General features: G+C 41.1%; 19 protein-coding genes. 5 read left to right on the top strand and 14 right to left on the bottom strand.

Features of this window, described 5'->3' with window-relative positions; genetic code table 11:
• Nucleotides 1–270 precede the first annotated feature (270 nt).
• Nucleotides 271–1,008, top strand: a complete 738-nt coding sequence (locus J2Z65_RS36235; protein WP_209856290.1) for a YncE family protein — start codon at nt 271–273, stop codon at nt 1,006–1,008.
• Here the strand turns inward: J2Z65_RS36235 and J2Z65_RS33260 are convergent.
• From J2Z65_RS33260 to J2Z65_RS33250, 3 genes are all read right to left on the bottom strand, one after another.
• Nucleotides 962–1,444 carry a hypothetical protein gene (locus J2Z65_RS33260; RefSeq protein ID WP_209856287.1) on the bottom strand — a complete coding sequence of 161 codons (483 nt, stop codon included), beginning with the start codon at nt 1,442–1,444 and terminating at the stop codon, nt 962–964. The two genes, J2Z65_RS36235 and J2Z65_RS33260, sit on opposite strands and share 47 nt — an antisense overlap.
• Nucleotides 1,445–1,655: 211 nt before the next feature.
• Entirely contained in the window at nt 1,656–1,952 is a 297-nt protein-coding gene (locus tag J2Z65_RS33255) for a hypothetical protein (RefSeq protein WP_167063050.1), read from the bottom strand.
• A gap of 195 nt (nt 1,953–2,147) precedes the next feature.
• Nucleotides 2,148–2,480 (bottom strand): hypothetical protein, encoded by a 333-nt coding sequence (locus J2Z65_RS33250; protein ID WP_167063047.1) that lies wholly within the window; start codon nt 2,478–2,480, stop codon nt 2,148–2,150.
• 770 nt (nt 2,481–3,250) lie between these two features.
• Between J2Z65_RS33250 and J2Z65_RS33245 the strand changes: the two genes are divergently transcribed.
• Entirely contained in the window at nt 3,251–3,772 is a 522-nt protein-coding gene (locus tag J2Z65_RS33245) for a hypothetical protein (RefSeq protein ID WP_167063045.1), read from the top strand.
• A gap of 368 nt (nt 3,773–4,140) precedes the next feature.
• Nucleotides 4,141–4,371, top strand: coding sequence for a hypothetical protein (locus tag J2Z65_RS33240; protein WP_167063042.1), 231 nt, complete (start codon nt 4,141–4,143; stop codon nt 4,369–4,371).
• Between the two features lie 176 nt (nt 4,372–4,547).
• Here the strand turns inward: J2Z65_RS33240 and J2Z65_RS33235 are convergent, their stop codons facing one another.
• The 5 genes from J2Z65_RS33235 to J2Z65_RS33210 all read right to left on the bottom strand — a co-directional run bounded on the left by J2Z65_RS33235 (nt 4,548) and on the right by J2Z65_RS33210 (nt 12,109).
• Nucleotides 4,548–4,997: a hypothetical protein gene (locus J2Z65_RS33235; RefSeq protein WP_167063038.1), complete on the bottom strand. Its 450-nt coding sequence runs from the start codon at nt 4,995–4,997 to the stop codon at nt 4,548–4,550.
• Nucleotides 4,998–6,748: 1,751 nt separating this feature from the next.
• Nucleotides 6,749–7,936 carry a cytochrome P450 family protein gene (locus tag J2Z65_RS33230; RefSeq protein ID WP_209856284.1) on the bottom strand — a complete coding sequence of 396 codons (1,188 nt, stop codon included), beginning with the start codon at nt 7,934–7,936 and terminating at the stop codon, nt 6,749–6,751.
• A gap of 206 nt (nt 7,937–8,142) precedes the next feature.
• Nucleotides 8,143–8,685, bottom strand: a complete 543-nt coding sequence (locus J2Z65_RS33220; protein WP_342357364.1) for an MFS transporter — start codon at nt 8,683–8,685, stop codon at nt 8,143–8,145.
• Nucleotides 8,686–8,776: 91 nt separating this feature from the next.
• Entirely contained in the window at nt 8,777–10,114 is a 1,338-nt protein-coding gene (locus tag J2Z65_RS33215) for an MFS transporter (RefSeq protein WP_209856281.1), read from the bottom strand.
• An 18-nt stretch (nt 10,115–10,132) separates the two neighbouring features.
• Complete coding sequence (locus tag J2Z65_RS33210) at nt 10,133–12,109, bottom strand: family 20 glycosylhydrolase (RefSeq protein WP_209856278.1); 1,977 nt, start codon at nt 12,107–12,109, stop codon at nt 10,133–10,135.
• A 117-nt stretch (nt 12,110–12,226) separates the two neighbouring features.
• On the opposite strand from J2Z65_RS33210, the gene J2Z65_RS33205 reads away from it, so the two are divergent.
• The gene (locus J2Z65_RS33205) at nt 12,227–13,402 is read left to right on the top strand and encodes a helix-turn-helix transcriptional regulator (RefSeq protein ID WP_167063029.1); all 1,176 of its coding nucleotides are present in this window, start codon (nt 12,227–12,229) and stop codon (nt 13,400–13,402) included.
• A 351-nt stretch (nt 13,403–13,753) separates the two neighbouring features.
• Here J2Z65_RS33205 and J2Z65_RS33200 read toward each other — a convergent pair whose 3' ends face one another.
• The gene (locus J2Z65_RS33200; protein ID WP_167063026.1) at nt 13,754–14,287 is read right to left on the bottom strand and encodes a GNAT family N-acetyltransferase; all 534 of its coding nucleotides are present in this window, start codon (nt 14,285–14,287) and stop codon (nt 13,754–13,756) included.
• 1,237 nt (nt 14,288–15,524) lie between these two features.
• Nucleotides 15,525–15,938, bottom strand: a complete 414-nt coding sequence (locus J2Z65_RS33195; protein WP_167063023.1) for a MerR family transcriptional regulator — start codon at nt 15,936–15,938, stop codon at nt 15,525–15,527.
• A gap of 94 nt (nt 15,939–16,032) precedes the next feature.
• On the opposite strand from J2Z65_RS33195, the gene J2Z65_RS33190 reads away from it, so the two are divergent.
• Complete coding sequence (locus J2Z65_RS33190) at nt 16,033–16,878, top strand: SDR family oxidoreductase (RefSeq protein WP_167063020.1); 846 nt, start codon at nt 16,033–16,035, stop codon at nt 16,876–16,878.
• A 365-nt stretch (nt 16,879–17,243) separates the two neighbouring features.
• Here the strand turns inward: J2Z65_RS33190 and J2Z65_RS33185 are convergent, their stop codons facing one another.
• From J2Z65_RS33185 to J2Z65_RS33170, 4 genes are all read right to left on the bottom strand, one after another.
• Nucleotides 17,244–17,795, bottom strand: coding sequence for a hypothetical protein (locus J2Z65_RS33185; RefSeq protein ID WP_167063017.1), 552 nt, complete (start codon nt 17,793–17,795; stop codon nt 17,244–17,246).
• Between the two features lie 167 nt (nt 17,796–17,962).
• A complete protein-coding gene (locus J2Z65_RS33180) occupies nt 17,963–18,490 on the bottom strand; it encodes a shikimate kinase (protein WP_167063014.1) in 528 nt (175 codons plus the stop codon).
• 215 nt (nt 18,491–18,705) lie between these two features.
• A complete protein-coding gene (locus tag J2Z65_RS33175) occupies nt 18,706–19,137 on the bottom strand; it encodes a YrzE family protein (RefSeq protein WP_209856275.1) in 432 nt (143 codons plus the stop codon).
• Between the two features lie 528 nt (nt 19,138–19,665).
• A complete protein-coding gene (locus J2Z65_RS33170) occupies nt 19,666–19,986 on the bottom strand; it encodes a hypothetical protein (protein WP_167063011.1) in 321 nt (106 codons plus the stop codon).
• Nucleotides 19,987–20,637: the final 651 nt, after the last annotated feature.

The raw sequence follows: 20,637 nt of genomic DNA, 5'->3' as shown, positions 1-20,637 counted from the left end.
CTAGAGAATCTTGGTTTTACCGTAACAATTTCAGCTCCCAACGCCTCATAATACCTCGCTCATATTAATACATGAAACGCAGCCTTTTGAAAAAAACGTCATAGCTGCGCCTAGTTTCGTATTGCCATTTTTAGTTCTCTGCTATGTGAGATTTTCAGGGTAGTTCAATGACTTAAATGCCTACGGTTCCACGCCGGTTTATACTAAACATTTCTTTTAGCCTGAGCATATACTACAGGATTCTTTTTATTGGGAGGTATTATAAGAAATATGATGACAAAGCGTTCCATTACTCGACCATCATTGAGGTATCGTGTCATCAAGACTATACCAGTTGAAAGAAACCCTTCCAAAATCTATCTTAATGAGCCCCTTAATCGGATTTATGTACTTAACTCTGGAAGTAACACCGTCACTGTTATAAATGGAAATACGAATAAAACATTTCGTACCATAAGTGTTGGCAAAAACCCTTTTCACGCTGCGATCAATTCTCGTACCAACCGAGTTTATATATCCAATACAATGAGCGGATCCGTTTCCGTCATTAACGGTATCACAAATAGGCTCGTTAAGACGATCAAACTTTCAACCAGTGTAGGAAATTTAGCTTTAAATTCGTCCACCAACCGGATCTATGTGATCAATCGAAGTAGAAACACATTGGTTGTAATCGACGGCGAAACCAACAAAATTATCTCCAACATACCATTAGTCGGAATACTGCCTACAAGTGTTGCTGTGAATCCTTTAACGAATCGGATTTATGTCGTGTTTGCTAATACAGGTAACTTGACCGTCATAGATGGAAAGAGTAATCTGATAATCGCAAATCCCCAAACTGGGTCAGCTTTCGAAGTTTTAATTAATACTAGGACAAATCGAATTTATGTCGTTAAACAGGCTGATATTGTTGTTGTTAATGGAAGCACCAACAGACTCATAACCGTAATATCACCCCCTACTTACTATCTAGGCCGTGCTTTAATAACAATCGTTCACCGATGATCCCTAACGCAACCTGTCCGATGGCGGATATATAGATCTGCCCGTCTCGGATCGTAATGACCTTAGGAGGATTTTCGCCATCTCGATCCTCAACGACTTGTCTGCCGACTCCCAAGAAAAGCCTCCCTCTTGTAACCGGCTTGCTGAACAAGTTCATTACTCTGGTCTCCGTATCGAACACAACACGGTACCGTCGGTTCTTCAGCATAAGCTTCTGTGCAACATTGTTTCCGACCGTAAGAATTTGATCGATACATTCCCCACCCTCCTCCCTAAAAAGCTCGACATTGACAATCGTATTTCTTCTCCTCATTATTACTGGCCCGGAAGAAATAGCCAATGAATCAAACGGATAACCACCACAGTCAGTTAACAGATTCACATTATTGTTACCGTTGCGGATAATACCTACATCCACTATCCCTTTTACTATCATCGAGATCACATCCTTTTCTTTGGCTAGACTAATCTATGAGAGAAGTATGTTGTTGGTATGGGCTTTTGCTCCAAAAAGCCATTGAAAATCAATTCCATAAGGGAAGAAAATAGGGATTGAATATTCCGTTAAACTCCCTTTTCTTCAAAAGATAACGGCAGCCGATCGTGTGTCGGCTGCCGTCATGTCGGGATTGAACTATCGTTCTCCGTTAGCTTAACGATTTATCGGAATATAATTTACCCCAGTTTATGAACTTTTCCCAAATAAAGCTATCAAATACGAACTCTTTATCGAGTCTATAATGTTCTCCTAGTTCCTTCCATTCCAAAAAATCAATATTTAAAGGGTACTCTCCGATATTGGTAAGCTCAATTAACAAACCTTCATAAGCCATTTCATACTCGTCATGACGAAAATAATGCAATACTTCATCAATTCCTTCACTTGCCAATAGTGCTTTCGAAGCTTCTATATATCTCTCTAATCGCCGTTCAAATAAATACATAACTACGCTCCTCTATGGGGGATAGTTTCTGTCTTACATAGTTAGATTTTAGCATATCTTATTCAATTATCCTGCCCGATCGTTGAGCGGATCGCACAGAAACGAAAACAGGCGATGGATCGGTTCCATCGCCACGCTATAGTTCTTCGTTAGCTTAATGACGGTTACAGCACGGCAGCTGTTCAAGCCGTTAATTTAGCTATTTTCGCTACATAACTCATTAACGAAATTATCAACTTTTTCTTTATTTTCCTCTAAATAATCAGGTATTGAATTCAGCTTTTCAATAGCGATTTCATTGCAATTTTTCCACCATTCAGGTACTTTTACGGTACTATGCGAAAAGCTTTTACAATTGCTACACCAAATCCACATTCCGCCACTATTGGATTTCTCATTCCACTTATGGAAATAGTAATGTGCATGTTCTTTTTCACAAACAGGACAAATTAACGGGACGCCTCCTGCTTTTCTTTCCATAATACAATCAAAAATTGCTTCAATCGTATCCGCACTATCTTTCCACATTCTATTTGCCTCCATTATTTGCTGTACCTTCCATTGAACTATCCTCCCCATTACTTCAGGAAAAAGGGAACAGCTGCCGCGGCGGTCTGTTCCCTAGCTGTTTGAACTAAGGTTCCCCGTTAGTGTCCTAACAGAAGTAGAATTGACTTAATTGAAATGAGTATATGCCTCAGTTTTTTAAAACATAAATAATTCAATAGATTGCAGTACTTACATAAAGTAACCAAAGAATTATGACTAGAATAACATTGTATAATTTGGGAGCCAGGGATATAGGGTTTTATATTTCCCTTGGGTAGAGGGATTCAGCGAAATCAAAGATGATCTGACTATGACAGAAGAGCGTACTCGCCGGATGCAGCAAGTAGATGTGCTTTACATAGACGATATGTTCAAGGGGCGAAAAGAACCAAGACCGTTTCAGATTGAAGTTGCTTTTGCTGTTATCAATCACAGGTACACGGAGAAGAAACCGATCCTCCGGTACTGTGGAATCACTAAGAGCGAATGTTGCTCGGGTGATTACCTTTATCATATGTAGGACTCGGTCATGCCGTGGATCAGGTCGTTGGTCTTAGACGTTTAGCGTCAAGGGTGTGGTGTGAGGTGGGGTTAGATGCCCCAGCTCTTTATGAGCAAAGCGAAGTGCATTCGCCTATTTTAGAAAATGTAAACGTAAAAAAACACGCCGCTAACAGAACAATAAACCATACCATTCTTTCTCTCTTACATATAAATAGTGTAACAGATTGAAAGAGAGGATGGTAACCATGGTAGATAAACTTTTAACATCAAATGATCTGAAAGCAATTAAAAAATGGATAAAAAAATTAGAAGAAAAGTATTATAATTCGGAAAATAAAAGAGATATTGCCAGGTCCGAACTAAAACTTTCTTACGAAGAAATTGGATCAGGAGAGCGCCGAATTGTATTTGACTTGAAAAATGGCTTAGTATTAAAAGTAGCTGTTTCGAAAACTGGGATAAAAAATAATAAAAATGAAGCGGAGATATACAAAAAGTTTAAATCTTCCCTAAGATCGCATCTTGCAAAAGTGATTGATTATGGTCATGGTTGGATCATCATGGAGAAAATTGATCAACAGGTATCACAAAATGATGAAAATAGGGAGAAAGTATTAATATTACGTAAAAAGTTCTTAAGAAGAGGAATGAGAGCTCGTGACATAATCGATCCATCGAGTAAAGAACCTAAATGGAATAATATTCGTTACCGCGAGAAAGACAATTTAATCATCGTTATCGATTATGGCCCTTTTCGATATTATTGAATTAGAGATAAAGCGAGCTAAATGAAATTAAGAGCAACCATCTATGGGTGTTTTTTTATGAGAAACGCGAAGTGAATGTCTATCCAGGCATTCAGTTCCTTTTGTTTATACGGCTACCTTGAGCGGAAGAAATATACCGATCTGTTTTTCCGACAGAATACAGGCAAAATGATGAGCTGCTAACGCGGCTCTTTTTTATTTTTCAAATGATTGGTTGGAGGTGGGAAGATGTACAAGAAAATAAAAGCACTTTTAAACAGGAAGACGAAACTAACTATTCAATCTAGATCAGTCCGTCGCAAAGAATGGCGTGATAGTTGGATTGAGCATAATCGCTTTTCAAAACAGCAAAGGAGGTGAAATCAAAGATGTCAGTTAGAGCAAAGTTTAAAGTTGAAGCCAAGGATCTGGGAGAGCAAGGCAGAGTTTTATTTCGGCCTGTATATTCAACGGATCCTGGTCACGAAAACAAAGCGTTCTGGGACGCAACGCTGGCGGGCGAAATTAGCATGTGGATTTCGAATAAAGCTGCATTCGCAGGATTCGAACTCGGCAAAGAACTTTGTCCAACCAATTATGATATTCTGCTCCAAAAGTAAACCCGTTCTAGTTAAACTATTCTATTCAGCCGAACCTTCTGGCCGGGTACCGCGGTGTCTTAATTCAACTAACGTTATTCGTTAGCGGAATGTACCACAATGTGTTCCTTAACAATCACTTCGCATGTAATAAGACTATAACAAACTATATTTAATAAGTGTTTTTTCGTCCATAGTTATCGCCTTTTCAATCGTAAGCATTCGATGCTTCCAATTTGACTTAAAGTGATAATGTGATTAAAAATGGTAATTACTTGTTGTTCATGCTCCACTATAACTTGAACAAATTCAACATAGTCATTCCCCTTTTTTACATTAAAAGCAAGAAAACTTGCTTGTTTCGCATGAATAACAGCGACATTTTTTATCGGCGGAACTCCTGTTGTTATTTCAAATCTGAAATCAGCCAATCTTGTGAACGGAATTATCCTTAGCCGATTAGTATCCAGTTCCCTTAGTGCAAAGGCTTTGTTTCCCACTTTTCGAATTACTCCGTTAATTGACCTTCCATTTGTAGTTGTAAAAACATTATCTGAAGCAAATCCGATTAGCTGGGTGAGACGTTGTTTTAATGTCAGATTAACGGGAATAGGACATTTTCCACAAATTTTTCGAATGATTTTCATTTCGTGACACCCTCCCTAAATTCTTATGATTCAGGGTATGAGCATGGTTTTTTATCTGATTGGGTATTCTGTCAACAACTTTTACCTCTCTCGTTGAAAGTGTTTAAGTTCATTCGTACTGCATGTTTAGCTGAGAAGGCACTGAAACCTTGGTGTCAGCAGCCTTTTTTGATGTTTATTCAGCTATGCTGCCCGTAACTTCAATGGAATCAACAGCAAAGTTTAACAGATCCTATTTTAAAATAGCCAAATCCCCTGACATTTTACAGAATGGATTAGGCTATTGTCGGTTGGATATGGATATTTTCTACGTCAATTGAATTGGCGAAAATCGCTCTTTTCTCCGCCATATAGTGAGGCGGCGAACAGTAATAGCTGAAGCGATAAATCCCATATACGAAGCGATTTTTTTGATTTTTACTTTAGTCAACAATTTCACACTCCTTTTTAACAATAATCCCCATTAGAAAGACGAGTTATTACATATATTGGTTGACGAAATCTGCCCGTTAGTTCAACGAATAGCAGCTAATCATTTTAATCGGCTGCCGCGGTATTCATATTTATCTAACTTTTACAGAGGGTAACGGATAACGCGGCTACCGTTCCACGCCGGCGTGTTATTTAGCTCCCCTATATCCATCCATGTCTTAGAACGGTCCGTCGGGAATATCATAATGTTCTTGTCAATTTCGGGAATGTCCTCAAGTTCTTGTCATCGAGTATTGACAAGAACTTGAGGACATAAAATGAAAAAGCCGCATAACAAGCGACTTTTAATGTAACCATCTTCTTGTCACCCGACACCTTTACATTGCACTATCTGCATTGTCGGGGGACTTTGACACAACATATTAATTAAGAAAGTCACGAAAGCTATCAACGCAAAAAATGAATAAGGAGCTAGCTTATGCAGCTAACTCCCTAAATATCAATCAATCTGTACCATCAGGTGGATCATTCATTCCGCCGTTTGGTTTAATAGCAAAAATGCGGTCTACCGAAAGCGAGGCGATTGCGCTTCCACCACCAACTTGGACATTCGAATAACAAAATATAGAGATCCAATATAAAAAATGCCTTGCGGCGTCCCTGTTGTTCAAATGATGTTTGCGTTTTTTCTCCGCGATTTACGCTTCCAACAATCTGAGAAACAGGATATGCTTCCATATTATGAGACGGAAAAGGTTTTAACAGTGCCCTCAAAGATGAAATATCTCTATTTTCACGATCAAGCCAAAATCATCGTTAATGTTTTGTAATTCTGATACGTTTCAATGCTCTGAATCGCTAATAATAAGTTTTCGTTAATTTTGGCGGCATCTTTATATACTACATTTTATTCGCGTAATTTGCTACCAATTCGGTCTTAGCATGCTGCAGTTCATCATGACCTCAATTACGATTTTTCTGAATAAATGCACCCCAGTTCTATGCGGCAGCTTCAGTTTTTCGCCATGGAATTGTCACTCAGCTTAGATCGGGGGGTTAGGGGCACACCCTTAAAAATTTCGGAAGTGTGGCTACACTTCCAATGCTTGCTATCTCTTTTTCATCCTCCTTCTTACCATTTCATTATTGACTTAAGCAATACAAGCATACAAAAAAACCACTGACAGTTACGGTCAGTGGTTTTTCCTTAGCCAGGAAAAGTAAATTTTGAAATGGCTTTTGCGCGAATGGCCCCATCTAACACCAGCAAAGAAACCGGCAAAATGATTATCCAGCATAAAACATTCTCTAACATGAGTCTATAAAGAAAGCGGAATTTCTTTAACTCCTCTGACGAGCATCCCAGGTCTCCACTCAAGCTCGTTTTTGTCGACCTTAAGTTTGATTTGAGGATAGCGCTTCAGTAGACTCATAATGGCAATTTCTCCTTCCAGGCGGGCGAGGGGGGCGCCCAGGCATAGGTGAATTCCTGTTCCGAATGCAAGGTGTTGGCTTTTTTGCCGGGTAATATCAAAAATTTCCGGATCATCAAACCGGTTCGGATCGTGGTTGGCGGAATTCAGCGCTATAATCACTAAGTCTCCCCTTGCGAATGACTTGCCTTTGAACTCCAAATTTTCTCGCGCCCATCTTGATGTGCTAAATTCTACCGGACCGTTGTAACGAAGCACTTCCTCAATTGCGCTATGGATCAATTCCGGATTATTCTGCAGTTGCTTCAATTGTTCTGGATGCTCTAATAAAGCAAGTATGCTATTGCCGATCAAATTTACGGTTGTTTCGTGTCCGGCAATAATGAGGAGCGTTACTACGCCATATAATTCACTCTCTGTTAACCGATCGCCCTCGTCTTCGGAAATGATAAGCTGGCTAATTAAATCTTGCCCAAGATTTCCCCGAACTTTGGCAAACCACTGTCCAAGGTACTGGATGAATTCGCTCATGTGAATATACATTTCATCGAAATTTTCACCGTTTGAGCCCTCGACCAACGTATTGGACCAGACGCGAAACTTATCGCGGTCTTCAGAAGGAACTCCAAGCATTTCGCAAATGACGATAATTGGCAGCGGGAAAGCATAATCGTCGATTAAATTCATGCTATCTTTCCCGAAGAGGTTATCGAGCAGTTCATCAGCAATTTCTTGAATGCGACCTCGGAGCCCGGCTATCATTTGCGGTGTAAACGCCTTTTGGACAAGTCCTCGCAATCTTTTGTGATCGGGCGGGTCAGCATACAACATATTGCGGGTAAAAACGCTTTCAGTTTCTTTATCTGCGCCGGATATTTCTAAATAATCCTTAATAAATCTGGGGTCCTTCAGAGCTTCGACTGCATCTTCATATCTCGTTATCATCCATCCGATTTGGCCATTCGGAAGCACATTTAGGTAAACAGGATCATTTTCCCTTAATTGAGAATAAGTAGGATGTGGATTTTGAGTGAACGCTTTCGTAAACAAAGGGTTTTCTAAGTTTGAATTCATTTTAAACTCTCCTCTCAAGTATCTGTTCCTAATGTAGTGGTGCTATAAATGATTGCTTTTGAAAAATTGTCTTGTCGCTACTTACCCTCGAATAATGACGACAGAAGCTCCATGGCTTGTTCCTCGTCTGGACCGTCAAAGGTAAGTGTAAGCACCGTTCCTTTTTCCTTTTTTCGCTTCCATGCCCATAAGTCCCAAAATGCTCTTTACGTCGGCAATGATATTGCGTTCTTCCCATATGATGCGTATTTCAGGCTCTTCGCACCAAAGCTGCCGGCGCTATAGACAAGTCCTTCCGTAAATATACCCGTTTTCCACTCTCCGTATTCGATCGTATCGGCCAGCATGGCAAATGCCGTGGCACCAATTGGAACAGACCCGATAGATTTGACAATTGCGGCGATAATCAATGTCGTTAGATTCGTTGGGTTAGTAATCAAGATCATACAACCTATCATTAAAATGATTACTCCGAAAATCGCCGAATTACGTTTGCCGAACTTTTTGATAATTGGTGCTACAAAGAGTAATCCGATAAATATTGGAACAACGCCTACTACTCCCAGTATCCCAACCTCATCTTTGTTATGCAGTATATACTGGGCATAGAAAATACCGACTGCATGTCCGACGGCGTTGAGCAAATTGAGGGCAAGCATAAATATAGTGATCATGACCCAGTATTTATTGCGAAACAGCGCTTTGATACCCCTTTTAAAGGGGATGTCCTTCTGAAAATGATGAGGCACTTCATTCGTTGTCGTTTGGTTGATACTGTCTAAATCGGGAGTTCAAAGTCTGTTACAGATTTAGATTCATCTGAAGTACGATACAGGATGGCTAGGAAAGCTCTCTTCCCTTCAAATTTGCTACAATTTCCGCATACTTCTTCTCAGTCAGATCATAGAAACAAATAATAATAACGCTAAGGGCAATTCCAATTGCCGGGAAGATTGACATCATCAAGTTGATTCCATTCAAAGCAGCTTCCGTTTGCGTCGCGTTAGGTACATATTTAAAAAAAGTCAATCCATAACCGGCCGCAGCGCCGGCAATTGCGGTGCTTACCTTTCCAGTAAAAGTACCTACAGCTGTGACGATACTCTCTGATCTTTTCCCTGTCTTCCACTGGGCATATTCAATTGTATCCGCTTGCAAAGAAGCGGCAAGAACGACGCTAAAGCCTAGACTGAACATGCTGATTCCATTCATTACAAACAAATACACGATTTGATCCGGTTGTCCGAAATAAAACAATGTATTTGCCAAAATACCGATGAATCCGCCTGCTATATACGTGTTCTTCTTACCAAATTTGGCTGATATTTTGGGTATCAGCCCGATTGCAAGAAGCATGAACAGCATGCCGCTTAACGAAAAGGCTGCAAACAGTCCTTCACTCCCCAGATAATATCGGATGTAGTATATCGCTACAGTCTGCTTCAATAACACTGTGGTTGCCAAAAATAATCCGGCGAGCGTAAGGATAAGCAGCGGCTTGTTTTTCACAACAACATTCAGGCTTGCCTTTAGGGATTCCGTCTCTTGTTTGTCCTCAATATTATGCTCTTTTGTATGACGAAACAAATTGATGCTGAACAAGATACAGAGAAAAGCAAATATAACAGCAGTCCAGAAGTATCCCTTAGCAGCATTCCCATTGCCGATTGCATGTATCATAGGCAGAGACGCACCTCCAGCAATTGTAGAACCGAGAACACCAAGCATCTTTCCAATCGAGATCACTTTGGTCCGCTCTACGGGATCGATTGTCATAGCAGGCGCCAGCGACCAGAAGGGGACGTCGAACAAAGCATATGCCGTATTCCACAACGCATAAGTAACGATTACATAGACGGTCTTCATTACTGGGCTAAGATCGGGTGCATAGAAGCATAGAACGGTCAATACCGAAATAAGAATCCCTCCCGCTAGTACGAAAGGTCTAAATTTGCCCCAGCGCGTATGAATTCGATCGACGACCACGGCAATGACTGGATCAAGCACCGCATCCCATATTCTAACAACGAGAAATAAAGTACCGACGAACGCCGCGCTGACTCCAAGCACATCAGTATAAAATACCAAGAGCAAAAATGTCATTAGCCCATAGACCATATTTTGCCCCATAGCCCCTAATCCAAACGACCATTTTACCTTCCCGCCCACCTGCTGCATGATAAACTCTCCCTATTGTTAAAATTTCGATAGCTCTTTCAGCTTGGTCTCATATTGGTTATTTAAAGAGTGGAATTGCTGAATACTTCGATTCAAGCCGCCAATTCGGTTTCTTTTCAACCATAACTGAGGGTAACGATCGCTAATCGCTGTAATCGAATCAATCAATTGCTTGAGTCGTTCTTGTCTCCAACCCTCATGCTCGGTCTGCTCCAAAAGAATATATTCATAGAGGTCTACCCCATGCGTAAGGAGACGAATCGTATATTCGAACTCTTCGCGGATCAGATGATTGTCCGCACATTCCATATCGCTTTCCTGAAGCTTGCTCGACATGCTGTCCAGGAAATGCCTCAACTCTTCGTATTGGAAATTCGAAATGAAATCAATGGATTCATCTTTTGGCAGATTGGCCATCTCATTATTAATCCTTGTGAAGAGAGAGTTAAGTTTATGATTCAGCACTTCGCTTGTACTCAAGCCGCCCATCGAAGACAACAGGATGAACATAGCTGTCATATTTATAATTGGGAAATTCTCATATCGATAGTAGTTGCCTAGCTCCAGTACGAAGTTGCCCATTACGTTTTTTGCATCTTCGAATACCGACTGATTCAAATAGTTCACAGTATCCGCCTCAGCTGTAGCAAGGGAATCGGTATTCCAACTCAAACCTGCGCTATAGACGTAGCCTGCATAGCTGATGGGAGCGTATTGCCAGTGTCCCATATCTCCCCAATCTGTCACGATGAGACCCGCTGCATTGTATTTTTTACCGTTAATTGCCGCATCAGCAATATTTCCTAGCATGTTATCGGTCCGACCGCTAATGGACATCCAACTGCTTGTGCCTGGACAAACCATATAGGACTGCTCGGATTCCTTCATCATTTTGCAGTGATTTTCGAAAGAACCGTTTTTTTCATTTTCATACATCCAATCCAGCACAATACAGTCATTAGGCAGTTCTTTGATTATTTCAGGGTGTGAAAAGACGGTATCGCCCCAGAAGAGAGGCTTCTTACCATTTTTTTGTACGATTTGCACAACTTTCTTCAGGAAATCCAAGTAGAGATCGGCCGTGCTGGACTCCTGGTCCGCTTCTCTGCTCTTGCCCTTCCCGAGTTCCCACGGTTCATCGAAGTTGATATTTACAAACGGTGATGAAAAGATATGAAGCAGCTCATTAAGCAAGTTCTCAACCAATTCCAACGACTTCGGATCTTTAACGTTTAGGGTGGAAGCTGGAGATTGGACCCCCGGCAACAGTTCGATGCCTTCCGGGAATTCCGCCAATTCACGGAATGGCTCCCTCTCAAGCCATTGCGTCATATGCCCCAAGAGATTCTGATTCGGAACAAAATCAATAAACCGCTCTGCGGCATACCGATCCAACGCTTGAATCTCGGCAGCTGTTATCGGTGTTTCATCCGGGAAGAGGCTCTTATAGCGCTCATACTCGAAGCAATAGCCTTCCATGTATAGCTGCAAATGATTCATTTTGAGATCGGCCATTAAATCGATCAGCTTATATAATGAATGCATGGAAGGGATTTTGTCCCGCCCAATATCCAGCATCAAGCCTCTGACTTTCAAATCCGGTACATCCTCGATCTTCAAATATGGAATTGCCGCTCCACACTGGTTGTATACCTGCTTCAACGTAGTCAGTGCATAGCTTAAGCCTGCAGGATCCGCATATTCAATCGCAACACCCGTCTCCTGAACCGAAAGATGGTAGCCTTGCTCCGCGATCTGGCCATTGTACACAAACGAAAAAGCTGTCTCATCCTCTTGCTTACGGTCTACCACGGTGAACGGCTTGCTTGTGATTTCAAGCAGCCGATGCATAATCATAGCTTCAATGCCACCCCTGTCAGGGAACGTAGATGGACTAAGTCGAACGGTTAATTGATTTGGTTTCAACCATTGACCCGACTCAAGAACAACATGCCGTGGAACCGGGAACAGGAATATACTTTGCGCATTTACCATTTTATGAAACCCCTTTCATCTTAAGATTAAATCAAGTATACTAAGATCGGAAATGCAGATTGGATAATATCTTTGAGTTTTGGATAAAAAAATTCAGAGGAAGAGGCTTGAATTTGGATGAATGAAAATAATGGGATAGATACTTTTTTATTCGAGGAACAGGCTAGAAGCATACATTTGATGTCCGGGGAAAACGTTATGGGCGTAGACAAGGGATTTAAGACCTTGTTCTCCTTCATGGACTCCAGAGCTCCATCCGGACATAGGGATCAGAACTCACTTTCAGAGTTTTTGGTATTCATGAAAGAGCAGCAGAATGAAATACTGTCGTCAAATCTTCCACATTTCATATTTATAAAACCCTACTCGTGGGTATTTTATGTTCATCTCTTAAAAAATGAAAATCTAAATCTCATCTTAGGTCCGATGCAAGAGCCTCAGGGCACGGAGAAATTTCAAAATCTGATCCGGATCTGTTACTGGCTGTTTCAATCGAACGATACCGATGCCATCCCTCAGCCAACAACATACACTTTATCCCATGAAAGCAAGCTTCCCGCATCGCCCGATGTGTCACTTGTACATATTTACTATGAGCAGGAGTTCATCCATACTCCTATAGAGCAAGGTATGTTATTAAAATCAAAAATGCTGGCGGGGGACATTAAGGCCATCCAAGACTATTTCGATTCGAGTTCAAATATCCCAACAGAACAAGTCTTTGACCCTATCGAGCTCGCAAAAGGCGATCCGCTGCGATCGTCCAAAAATCATTTTATTACGCTATGCGCAATCGCATGTGCCATCGCAATCGAGGGAGGAACCGATGATGAATACGCTAGAACGCTTGCGGACAAGTTTATTCGGCAGGTTGAAAACATCCAATCCCGAGCTGAAATTTATAAATTCATTCGGGAGATTTTCTTGAAGTTTACGTACAGCATTATTGAATTTTCTAATCCAAATTATTCAACCCTAGTCATGAACACGATTCACTATATGAATAATCATTTCTTCGAAAAACTGACTTTAAATGATGTTGCGAAAAAAATCGGAAAAAGCCCTTCTTATATCTCGGACAAAGTGAATAAAGAGACCGGTCTGTCGTTTAATGAAAACCTAAATCAAATTCGGGTTAGGGAAAGCAAGCAACTGTTGATTCATACTCAAAAATCCATTCACGCTATTGCCATCGCTGTTGGATTTGATTACCAGAATCATTTTGCTAAAGTTTTCAAGAAAATAGTCGGCGTCACGCCTTTTCAATACCGTAATAAAAGAGGACTGCTTTAAATCCATATGCCTAATCCTCAGAAAACGCGTTTTTGAAGCTAGCTCGGAAGCCCGAAAAGAAAAATCCACAACCTCATGAGGTTGTGGATTTTAATTACTCTGTCCTTTTCAAAAGATAAACTCCTTCTCAAATTCACATTTCAGCCTATGATGATTCTGATACGCAATATTCCGTTCCTCCGTAATGGATCTCATTTTTTTTATTCTAATCCCAACTGATTAGGTAACAACCCCCTGGGTTCAGATATTCCTTACACATAAAAAAGCTCCCCATCGAGGAGCTCTTTTCTTAACGCTTATTATAAAAATAGAGAACAGCTGCCACGCGGCAAAACTACTCCCTGGCGATCATCACCTTCGTTCTGCCTCAGTGAAGGTAAGAACGTTATACACTTTGGTATACAATATTTCTTTGTAAAGAGCATACTCCGCATCCGTCAGAGTTTGAGGGTAGCTCATGATCTTAAGCGGTAAATCTGGTTGCTCCTTCTGGAGTGGAGGCTGCACATAGTCAAAATGATTAATATGAAAACCTAATCGCTTATAGAAGTTCACTCTACGCTGCGCCAAGTCCGCAACTGGAGGTTCCACTTCTAATAGAATCGGGCTTAGCGACTCTTCGATATACGCTTTCATTAACTTTCCGCCTAGACCACCTCCCCGTATGGCCGGATCAACAGCAATATGCTCCACAAATCGAAACGATGGAAATTCCCATACGGCAACAAAAGCAATAATATGGTCGCTTGCGTCTTTTTCAGTAATTAGACGATAGTGAGGATCGGATAACAGCTCCTTTTGTCCTTCATAAGTTCTCCGTTCACTATCAGGAAATGAAGCGTTCATGATTTCAAAGATTTTATCAAATTCACTTTCATTTATCATCAGATTCTCCTTCTACATGCTGCCTTTCACTTTCAAATCATCATATCACTATCATTCCCAAAATAAAAATCAGTGTGGCACACCACAAAAAGGCTGCTCAGAGCAACGATTAGGAAACCCCTGGGTTTAGATATTCCTTTCACATAAAAGAGCTCCCCAGCGAGGAGCTCTTTTTCTTTACTTACTCAAGCATGAAAGCTTATCCGTTCTTTCAAGGTAGTTCTTTGTTTAATTATCTCTCTTATGTTCACCATTAAAATGAAAGTGCTCATAATAAATATTATCGATGCCGGCTTACCGCTTTTTTATGAAAATAAGTAAAATTTTGGTTCAAAGGTATTTTAAGCAAATCGTAATTCAAATCTTTTGGTAACTCTTGGATTACCTCGACTGCCTTTTCACGGGTTTTGTAGAATCTTCGGAAACAAAAATTCCCCATATAACATCTTGTTCCAAGAATTCACTCCGTTCTTCACGTTTCCCATATTGTATCACATCCAATTGCATTTAAAACTGCCAGTTAGCATAACGCGGCTGCCGATTCATGCCGGAAGCCGCGTCTAGGTTGCTTATTAAGCTAAAGTTCTCCGATCGCGTATGTGTTGCCTCGCACCAGTTAAATAAGATTACCTTCCCAATCAACAAAAATCAGTTGGTCTTTTGGAAGCAGGCACCATTCAATAATTGTCCTAACAAGCCCAGGTGTGATAATGCGATCATCCCAACTTGGAGTTTGTACTCTAACCCAACCTTGACGATAATGATTTTCTAAGCCCACAAACTCCTTACCCTGTATTACAATATGTGGTGTCTTATCATGGTCTGACTGCGCTACATGATATGAAACAATTAATTTCTTATCTTCTGAAATAATACTAAGATTAATTCTTCCATAATCTTCGTCATCTTCTTGGACATTCCAATAATACCTCTTGCCGCTGTACTCTAACTTCCGTCTTCCTTTTGAGTTTACTCCTACAGACTTGTTCCTCTCTTATACAGTCTTATTCGCTTTACTTGTTTATTCGAGGCAGCATCGAAGTATCTGCCCGTCCCTCGGTAATGAAACTGTTTATTGTGTCGGCAGCTTCGTCATTCAACTATAGTTCCTCTTTAGCTTAATCATTAAGTTTCCTTTAACTCGGGGTTGAGACTACGAGTCGCCAAAACGTAATCGCTTGTATGCATTCCTGTTTCAGTTGTTCCGCATGGACTAAAGGGAAGCTACAAATGCAGCTCAATCGGATGAGCTGGCATGCCAAGTCATTAGCATCTCTTGAGCTTTTTGCGGATCGTCCATGAGTAGAGTCCGATACTCCAGCATCTTGTTAAGGGTGTCCAGCATTTGGTCGTATTCTTCCTTCTTGCTTTCGATCTCCTTTTTCTTGCCGCGAATCCAATCTATAATCTGCAGGTTAGTTTGCGCATTGGCGTCGTGGTCCTGCAGAACTTCCTTCAGTTCAACCAGCGAACAGCCGATGGACTGGAACTTCTTGATGAGCTTCAACCGCTCGATAGCTTCTTCCGAATAGTTACGGTAATTGTTGCTTTCTCGCCGGACATGCCGATCATCCAGCAAGCCTTCCTTTTCATAAAAGCGGATCGTATGGATCGTTAATCCCATCTTGTCCGCCAGTTCCTGAATTTTCATGATCATTTCTCCTTTGAAGCGCTTGCCATAGAGTTCACTTTATAGTTTATGCTTAACATGATTAAGCAGTCAACACTTGAAGGAGGATATCATTATGCATGTTTTTGTTACAGGAGCAACAGGGTATGTCGGTTCTGCGGTCATCCAGGAACTGATCGACGCGGGACACATAGTGTCGGGTCTTTGCCGTTCTGAAGAGAAAGCCGCGGGGTTAAAGGCGGCGGGAGCCGAAGTGCTGTACGGCAATCTGGACGATCTCGATACTCTGGTCAGCGCTGCCGCGGCTGCGGACGGCGTGATTCATCTGGCATTCACCAACGATTTTTCCGACTTTGAAGGTGCTTTAGCTCTGGATTTGCGGGCCGTTGTAGCCATGGGAGCGGCGCTCGAAGGCTCCGGGAAGCCGTTCATTACCACGGCTCACGCAAATGGACATACCGTGGATCATGCAGTGCTCGCAATGGCAGAGCGGGGTATTCGGACATCGATCGTCTCGCTTGCACCGTCCGTGCACGGTGAAGGTGATAAGGGCTTTGTGCCAATGATGATCAACATCGCCCGGGCGAAGGGCTTCGCCGCCTACATCGGCGACGGAACGAACCACTGGCCGGCGGTTCATCGCCTGGATGCTGCGGTCCTGTACCGTCTGGCGCTGGAAATCGCCCCGGCGGGCTCACGGCTGCTTGGCGCCGGCGATGAAGGCATTTCGCTCCGAGAGATCGCCGCGGTCATCGGGCGGCAATTGAACGTGCCGGCGGTCAGTATAACACCTGAAAAAGCAACCACCCATTTCGGCTTTCTTGGCAGAATTGCGGCATTAGACATCACAAGCTTGTATAACACTACGCAAGCGAGTCTGGCAACAAGGGAGCTTCTGGGCTGGATACCGATGCAGCCCGGATTGATCGCTGATCTCGAAAAAGGACATTATTTTGCATAAAAAAAGGAGGGCGTACCATAAGCCATAAATGGCTGGCCCCCCCTATAATTACTTCGACTTAAGCTAATAGTATCTGGCTGGACTATATTGTGCATCATCAGTCAACAATTTTAATAAGTAGGACCGCCCTGGTATCTTCTTCATTTTGAAGATCAAAAAATGCTTCCACTTTGAGTAACAACCTATAACAGCCCGTTAACAGCCTGCCGGATCACTTCGGCAGGCTGTATTATTGCGGTATCGTATCCCGTTAGCGCAATCTCACTCACACGTCTGATCCATCTCCCCGGCCATCTCCTCGGGCGAACCAAGGGCCTATGTCTCGATGCGTAAATGTGTGTTATACGCAGTGACCTCATTAAATTTTAGTTTGGTACCCATGAGTGAATTACTTGTTTGTTATGTTTTAATAAGGCCGATCGAACTGTACCTTTCGCACTCAAGTCACCCAGAAGTTTAAAATAGTCTTCTTGAAGTGTTTGAAAATTTTCACTATTTGAGTACTCTTTACTGTAACCATAACACCAAAGATAGCCTAAAATTTCACCTTTCCTTGAATCATCCCAGTCTCCTATTATTGGCCTCTTCCACGACTCACCTTTTGTGGATGAAAGAATACTGCTCCCTTGACTGTGTTCTACTGCAGTAAATTCTTTGAGTTCATTTCCTTTAGTACTTATATAGATTCGTCCACAAGAGAAACACTGGTATACATTTTTTTGAAAGCCACCAATGAGGCTTCTAATACCCATTACTGCTCGCTCTTTATCTTTTGGTGTTGGTCCTGATTTCTCGATTGCGTTATCTATTATCTCTAATAAATCGAAATAGTCTTGATCTGAAATAATGTACCCTTTATTTGAATGATAATCTGTTTGATCAATGATTAAGCTTCCGCATCTACAATTAATCTTCATAAAGTCCCCCCCAATTATATTTCTAGGCCATTGGCTATAACGTTATATTCACGAATTTCGGAAATGCTCCATCTCAAAATGAATTCGAGAAACGATTGAACTATCCTGCCCGTTCAACGGACAACGGCAGCCGATCGTATGCCGGCTGCCGTCATGTCGCGATTGAACTATCGTTCCTCGTTAGCAGAATGATCAACGTCAGTTTCTTGTATTAGTTTAATAATCTCGTTTACGCATTGTTCTACATCCTTGTTTAAACAATCGAGGGCTTTATCACTATACTTAATGTATAAGGGTAGTCTTTCCTCGTAAACATCTTCTAGACTATTTCCGTTCTTGATAACAATGCCTCTAGTCGTTACATTGATTAGTCTTCTTTTAATCTCTTCATATGGGACGTGTAAATAAATGACCGTCCCACCTTGTTTAAGGACGTTCATGGCTTTTTCTGAATATATAACGCTTCCTCCCGTAGAGATAATGCAATTTTCTAATTGCAGTTCCGATATAGCTTTTTCTTCGATCTGCATAAATATCTCTATCCCATCGTTATCGAGTATCTCTTGTAGTAACTTACCTTCACGTTGTTGAATGACAATATCCGTATCGACAAAATTCATTCCTAAAGCTTTTGCAAGCAATACACCTAAAGTGCTTTTACCAGCACCCGACATACCTACAAGGACTATATTCATTTTCTTCCTCACTTTATATTAATGACCCACAGCAACGGGCTGTGGGTCAGAATTATTTATATTTTAAAGGGGGGCAGTTTTATTATAGGCTTGATTCATTGAAGCTATATGAAAATAAGATTTCATTCTTGTTACATTTATTAAGCTAACGTTCCTCGTTAGCGGAATATGCAAAACGCAATGTTATTGATTTCTTAGCGATACTTCAGTAATAATTAAACCAAGTTGTTATATTTGTTCGATTTCACGTACAACTGGTTTTTCTTCATAGAGAGCATTCCGCCTATTACTGCCAGTGGGACCGCCAATATTTGTTTTACTAAAATATGGGTTGTTTCTACATAGCCACCCCTATACAAAGCCCAAAGAATATGGATTAATCCTACAACTGTTGAATTGATTAATCTATATTTTTTTGAAACGTTTGATGCGATATAACCACCTAGTACTATAAAAAAGATGCTCAAAATTAAATAAACCCAATATGCTCCTTTCAATGGTGTAAATGAAATGGCAATCGTAACTAAGGTGATACCTATTACATCAAAGAAATAACCAGCAATAATGGCTCTAAGGCTTGTTAAAATATCTTTAAACATTTTATCCTCCTTATTGTTTTTTGCAGTTCTTTCGCTCAGGGTCTCCATCAACAAATTCTCCAGAAAAGGATTATTTCCTTTCCATGATTTTCCCACTAAACTGCCCGTTAAGCTTAATCGTTAGGGTCCTCCCCACTCCTACAATCCATCGGGAATGAGATAAAGTGCTTGTCATTGGGTTTTGACAAGAACCTTATCCCATAATACAAAATAGCCACGATTTACGCGGCCCTTAATGAGATAATGTTCTTGTCTCCCGACAGTTTGTGTCACAATCAATATTTTTTTCAACCCGCATTCTTTCTCCACCAACCTGGCACGCCAAAGTTAATGATAAATGATCAAACGGCAGCCGAATAATAAACAATATAAAATAAGAAAACCGCGTAATACGCGGCTGATAATGCATATATGTTTTTGTCCTCTTACAGCCCTTGTCGGAGGTTTAAGAATAACTATCGATAAAAGACAAGAAGTTGTACAATTTTTTTCTCCGCTTTGGAATAAGCGCACACCAAAAACCCCGGCATCCTTGGCTGGGGTTTCTCCGTTTAAGTGCCGATATACGCGGAACTACTATTGAACAAATGAATAGTTCTGCTCCCAATGCCCACCTTCATCCGTGCTTCGATAACTCATTATTGCAGCTTGAAGTGCGCCTTTTGCAGCTTCCTCTAGCGTTTTAAAGCTATTTTCCATCGCTCCTGCATAAACAGGACCAGCATTATCGGCACCTTTGTAAAAGTGACTGAGCTCATAAAAGTAACTGTCCTCACGATTTTTGAGAATGTGAATACCAATAGAAATGCCATCAACGCTAGCTTTCAAACTTCGAACAACCTCGTGAACAGATTCAATATCCGCATGAACATTCTCCAGCTCGGATAAATTTAACATGATCTATGCCCCTCCAATTCTCATCAAAAGATATCATGGATAGTTTATCCAGTGTGCTCAAAACGATTCAAATGAACGTTCGCCGTTAATTCAACCAGGTCTCCCAGAAATCCATTTCAATATGTTTATTAGTCTTTGATATTGTTTTTAAAACCCGTTCCTTTTCTTCAGTTGGTATTGGTTTTTTTTCCAATGCAACCGGGTTTTCCCGACCAACAGAAAGTTCTTTTATATAACCATATATCGTTTCTCAAATGCTCAACCCCTTTTAAATATATCTGATGTAATAAATTCTCTTGTTCATTTAAGAATGCTGCCCTTTTGCTTAACGGCCACGTGAAAAAACATTTACAAATCAAACCTATACTACCACCGCGATTATGCGCATATGTTTGTGTCGCCGGACAATAGATGCCGGCTTCGCGGGTTTATTAAATGTCAATCTTCATGTGTCTGTCGTGTTGACTGACAAGAAAGAACAAATCATAAATGATAAGAACTTTATCCCATTCCCGATAAAAAAACCATCAGCCATTAAGTTAGCTGGATGGTTTTGTTTTTTTAGCTATTCTATAATTCTGAGTCGAGATCATTCATTGCAACCGATGCTCCTAGCTTTGAATGCAACCCCTTTTACTGAAAAACATAGAT

The organism is Paenibacillus aceris (assembly GCF_017874035.1).
GTDB lineage: Bacteria > Bacillota > Bacilli > Paenibacillales > NBRC-103111 > Paenibacillus_E > Paenibacillus_E aceris.
This window is presented reverse-complemented; position numbering and strand designations above follow the sequence as displayed.

Bases quoted from the DNA above. Each gene is read 5' to 3' on its own strand.
- J2Z65_RS33250 (WP_167063047.1), bottom strand. From the start codon at position 2,480: ATGTGGAAAGATAGTGCGGATACGATTGAAGCAATTTTTGATTGTATT.
- J2Z65_RS33245 (WP_167063045.1), top strand. From the start codon at position 3,251: ATGGTAGATAAACTTTTAACATCAAATGATCTGAAAGCAATTAAAAAA.
- J2Z65_RS33210 (WP_209856278.1), bottom strand. From the start codon at position 12,109: ATGGTAAATGCGCAAAGTATATTCCTGTTCCCGGTTCCACGGCATGTT.
- J2Z65_RS33215 (WP_209856281.1), bottom strand. From the start codon at position 10,114: ATGCAGCAGGTGGGCGGGAAGGTAAAATGGTCGTTTGGATTAGGGGCT.
- J2Z65_RS36235 (WP_209856290.1), top strand. From the start codon at position 271: ATGATGACAAAGCGTTCCATTACTCGACCATCATTGAGGTATCGTGTC.
- J2Z65_RS33185 (WP_167063017.1), bottom strand. From the start codon at position 17,795: ATGAAGATTAATTGTAGATGCGGAAGCTTAATCATTGATCAAACAGAT.
- J2Z65_RS33235 (WP_167063038.1), bottom strand. From the start codon at position 4,997: ATGAAAATCATTCGAAAAATTTGTGGAAAATGTCCTATTCCCGTTAAT.
- J2Z65_RS33180 (WP_167063014.1), bottom strand. From the start codon at position 18,490: ATGAATATAGTCCTTGTAGGTATGTCGGGTGCTGGTAAAAGCACTTTA.
- J2Z65_RS33240 (WP_167063042.1), top strand. From the start codon at position 4,141: ATGTCAGTTAGAGCAAAGTTTAAAGTTGAAGCCAAGGATCTGGGAGAG.
- J2Z65_RS33175 (WP_209856275.1), bottom strand. From the start codon at position 19,137: ATGGAGACCCTGAGCGAAAGAACTGCAAAAAACAATAAGGAGGATAAA.
- J2Z65_RS33190 (WP_167063020.1), top strand. From the start codon at position 16,033: ATGCATGTTTTTGTTACAGGAGCAACAGGGTATGTCGGTTCTGCGGTC.
- J2Z65_RS33255 (WP_167063050.1), bottom strand. From the start codon at position 1,952: ATGTATTTATTTGAACGGCGATTAGAGAGATATATAGAAGCTTCGAAA.
- J2Z65_RS33230 (WP_209856284.1), bottom strand. From the start codon at position 7,936: ATGAATTCAAACTTAGAAAACCCTTTGTTTACGAAAGCGTTCACTCAA.
- J2Z65_RS33200 (WP_167063026.1), bottom strand. From the start codon at position 14,287: ATGATAAATGAAAGTGAATTTGATAAAATCTTTGAAATCATGAACGCT.
- J2Z65_RS33195 (WP_167063023.1), bottom strand. From the start codon at position 15,938: ATGAAAATTCAGGAACTGGCGGACAAGATGGGATTAACGATCCATACG.
- J2Z65_RS33260 (WP_209856287.1), bottom strand. From the start codon at position 1,444: ATGATAGTAAAAGGGATAGTGGATGTAGGTATTATCCGCAACGGTAAC.
- J2Z65_RS33170 (WP_167063011.1), bottom strand. From the start codon at position 19,986: ATGTTAAATTTATCCGAGCTGGAGAATGTTCATGCGGATATTGAATCT.
- J2Z65_RS33205 (WP_167063029.1), top strand. From the start codon at position 12,227: ATGAATGAAAATAATGGGATAGATACTTTTTTATTCGAGGAACAGGCT.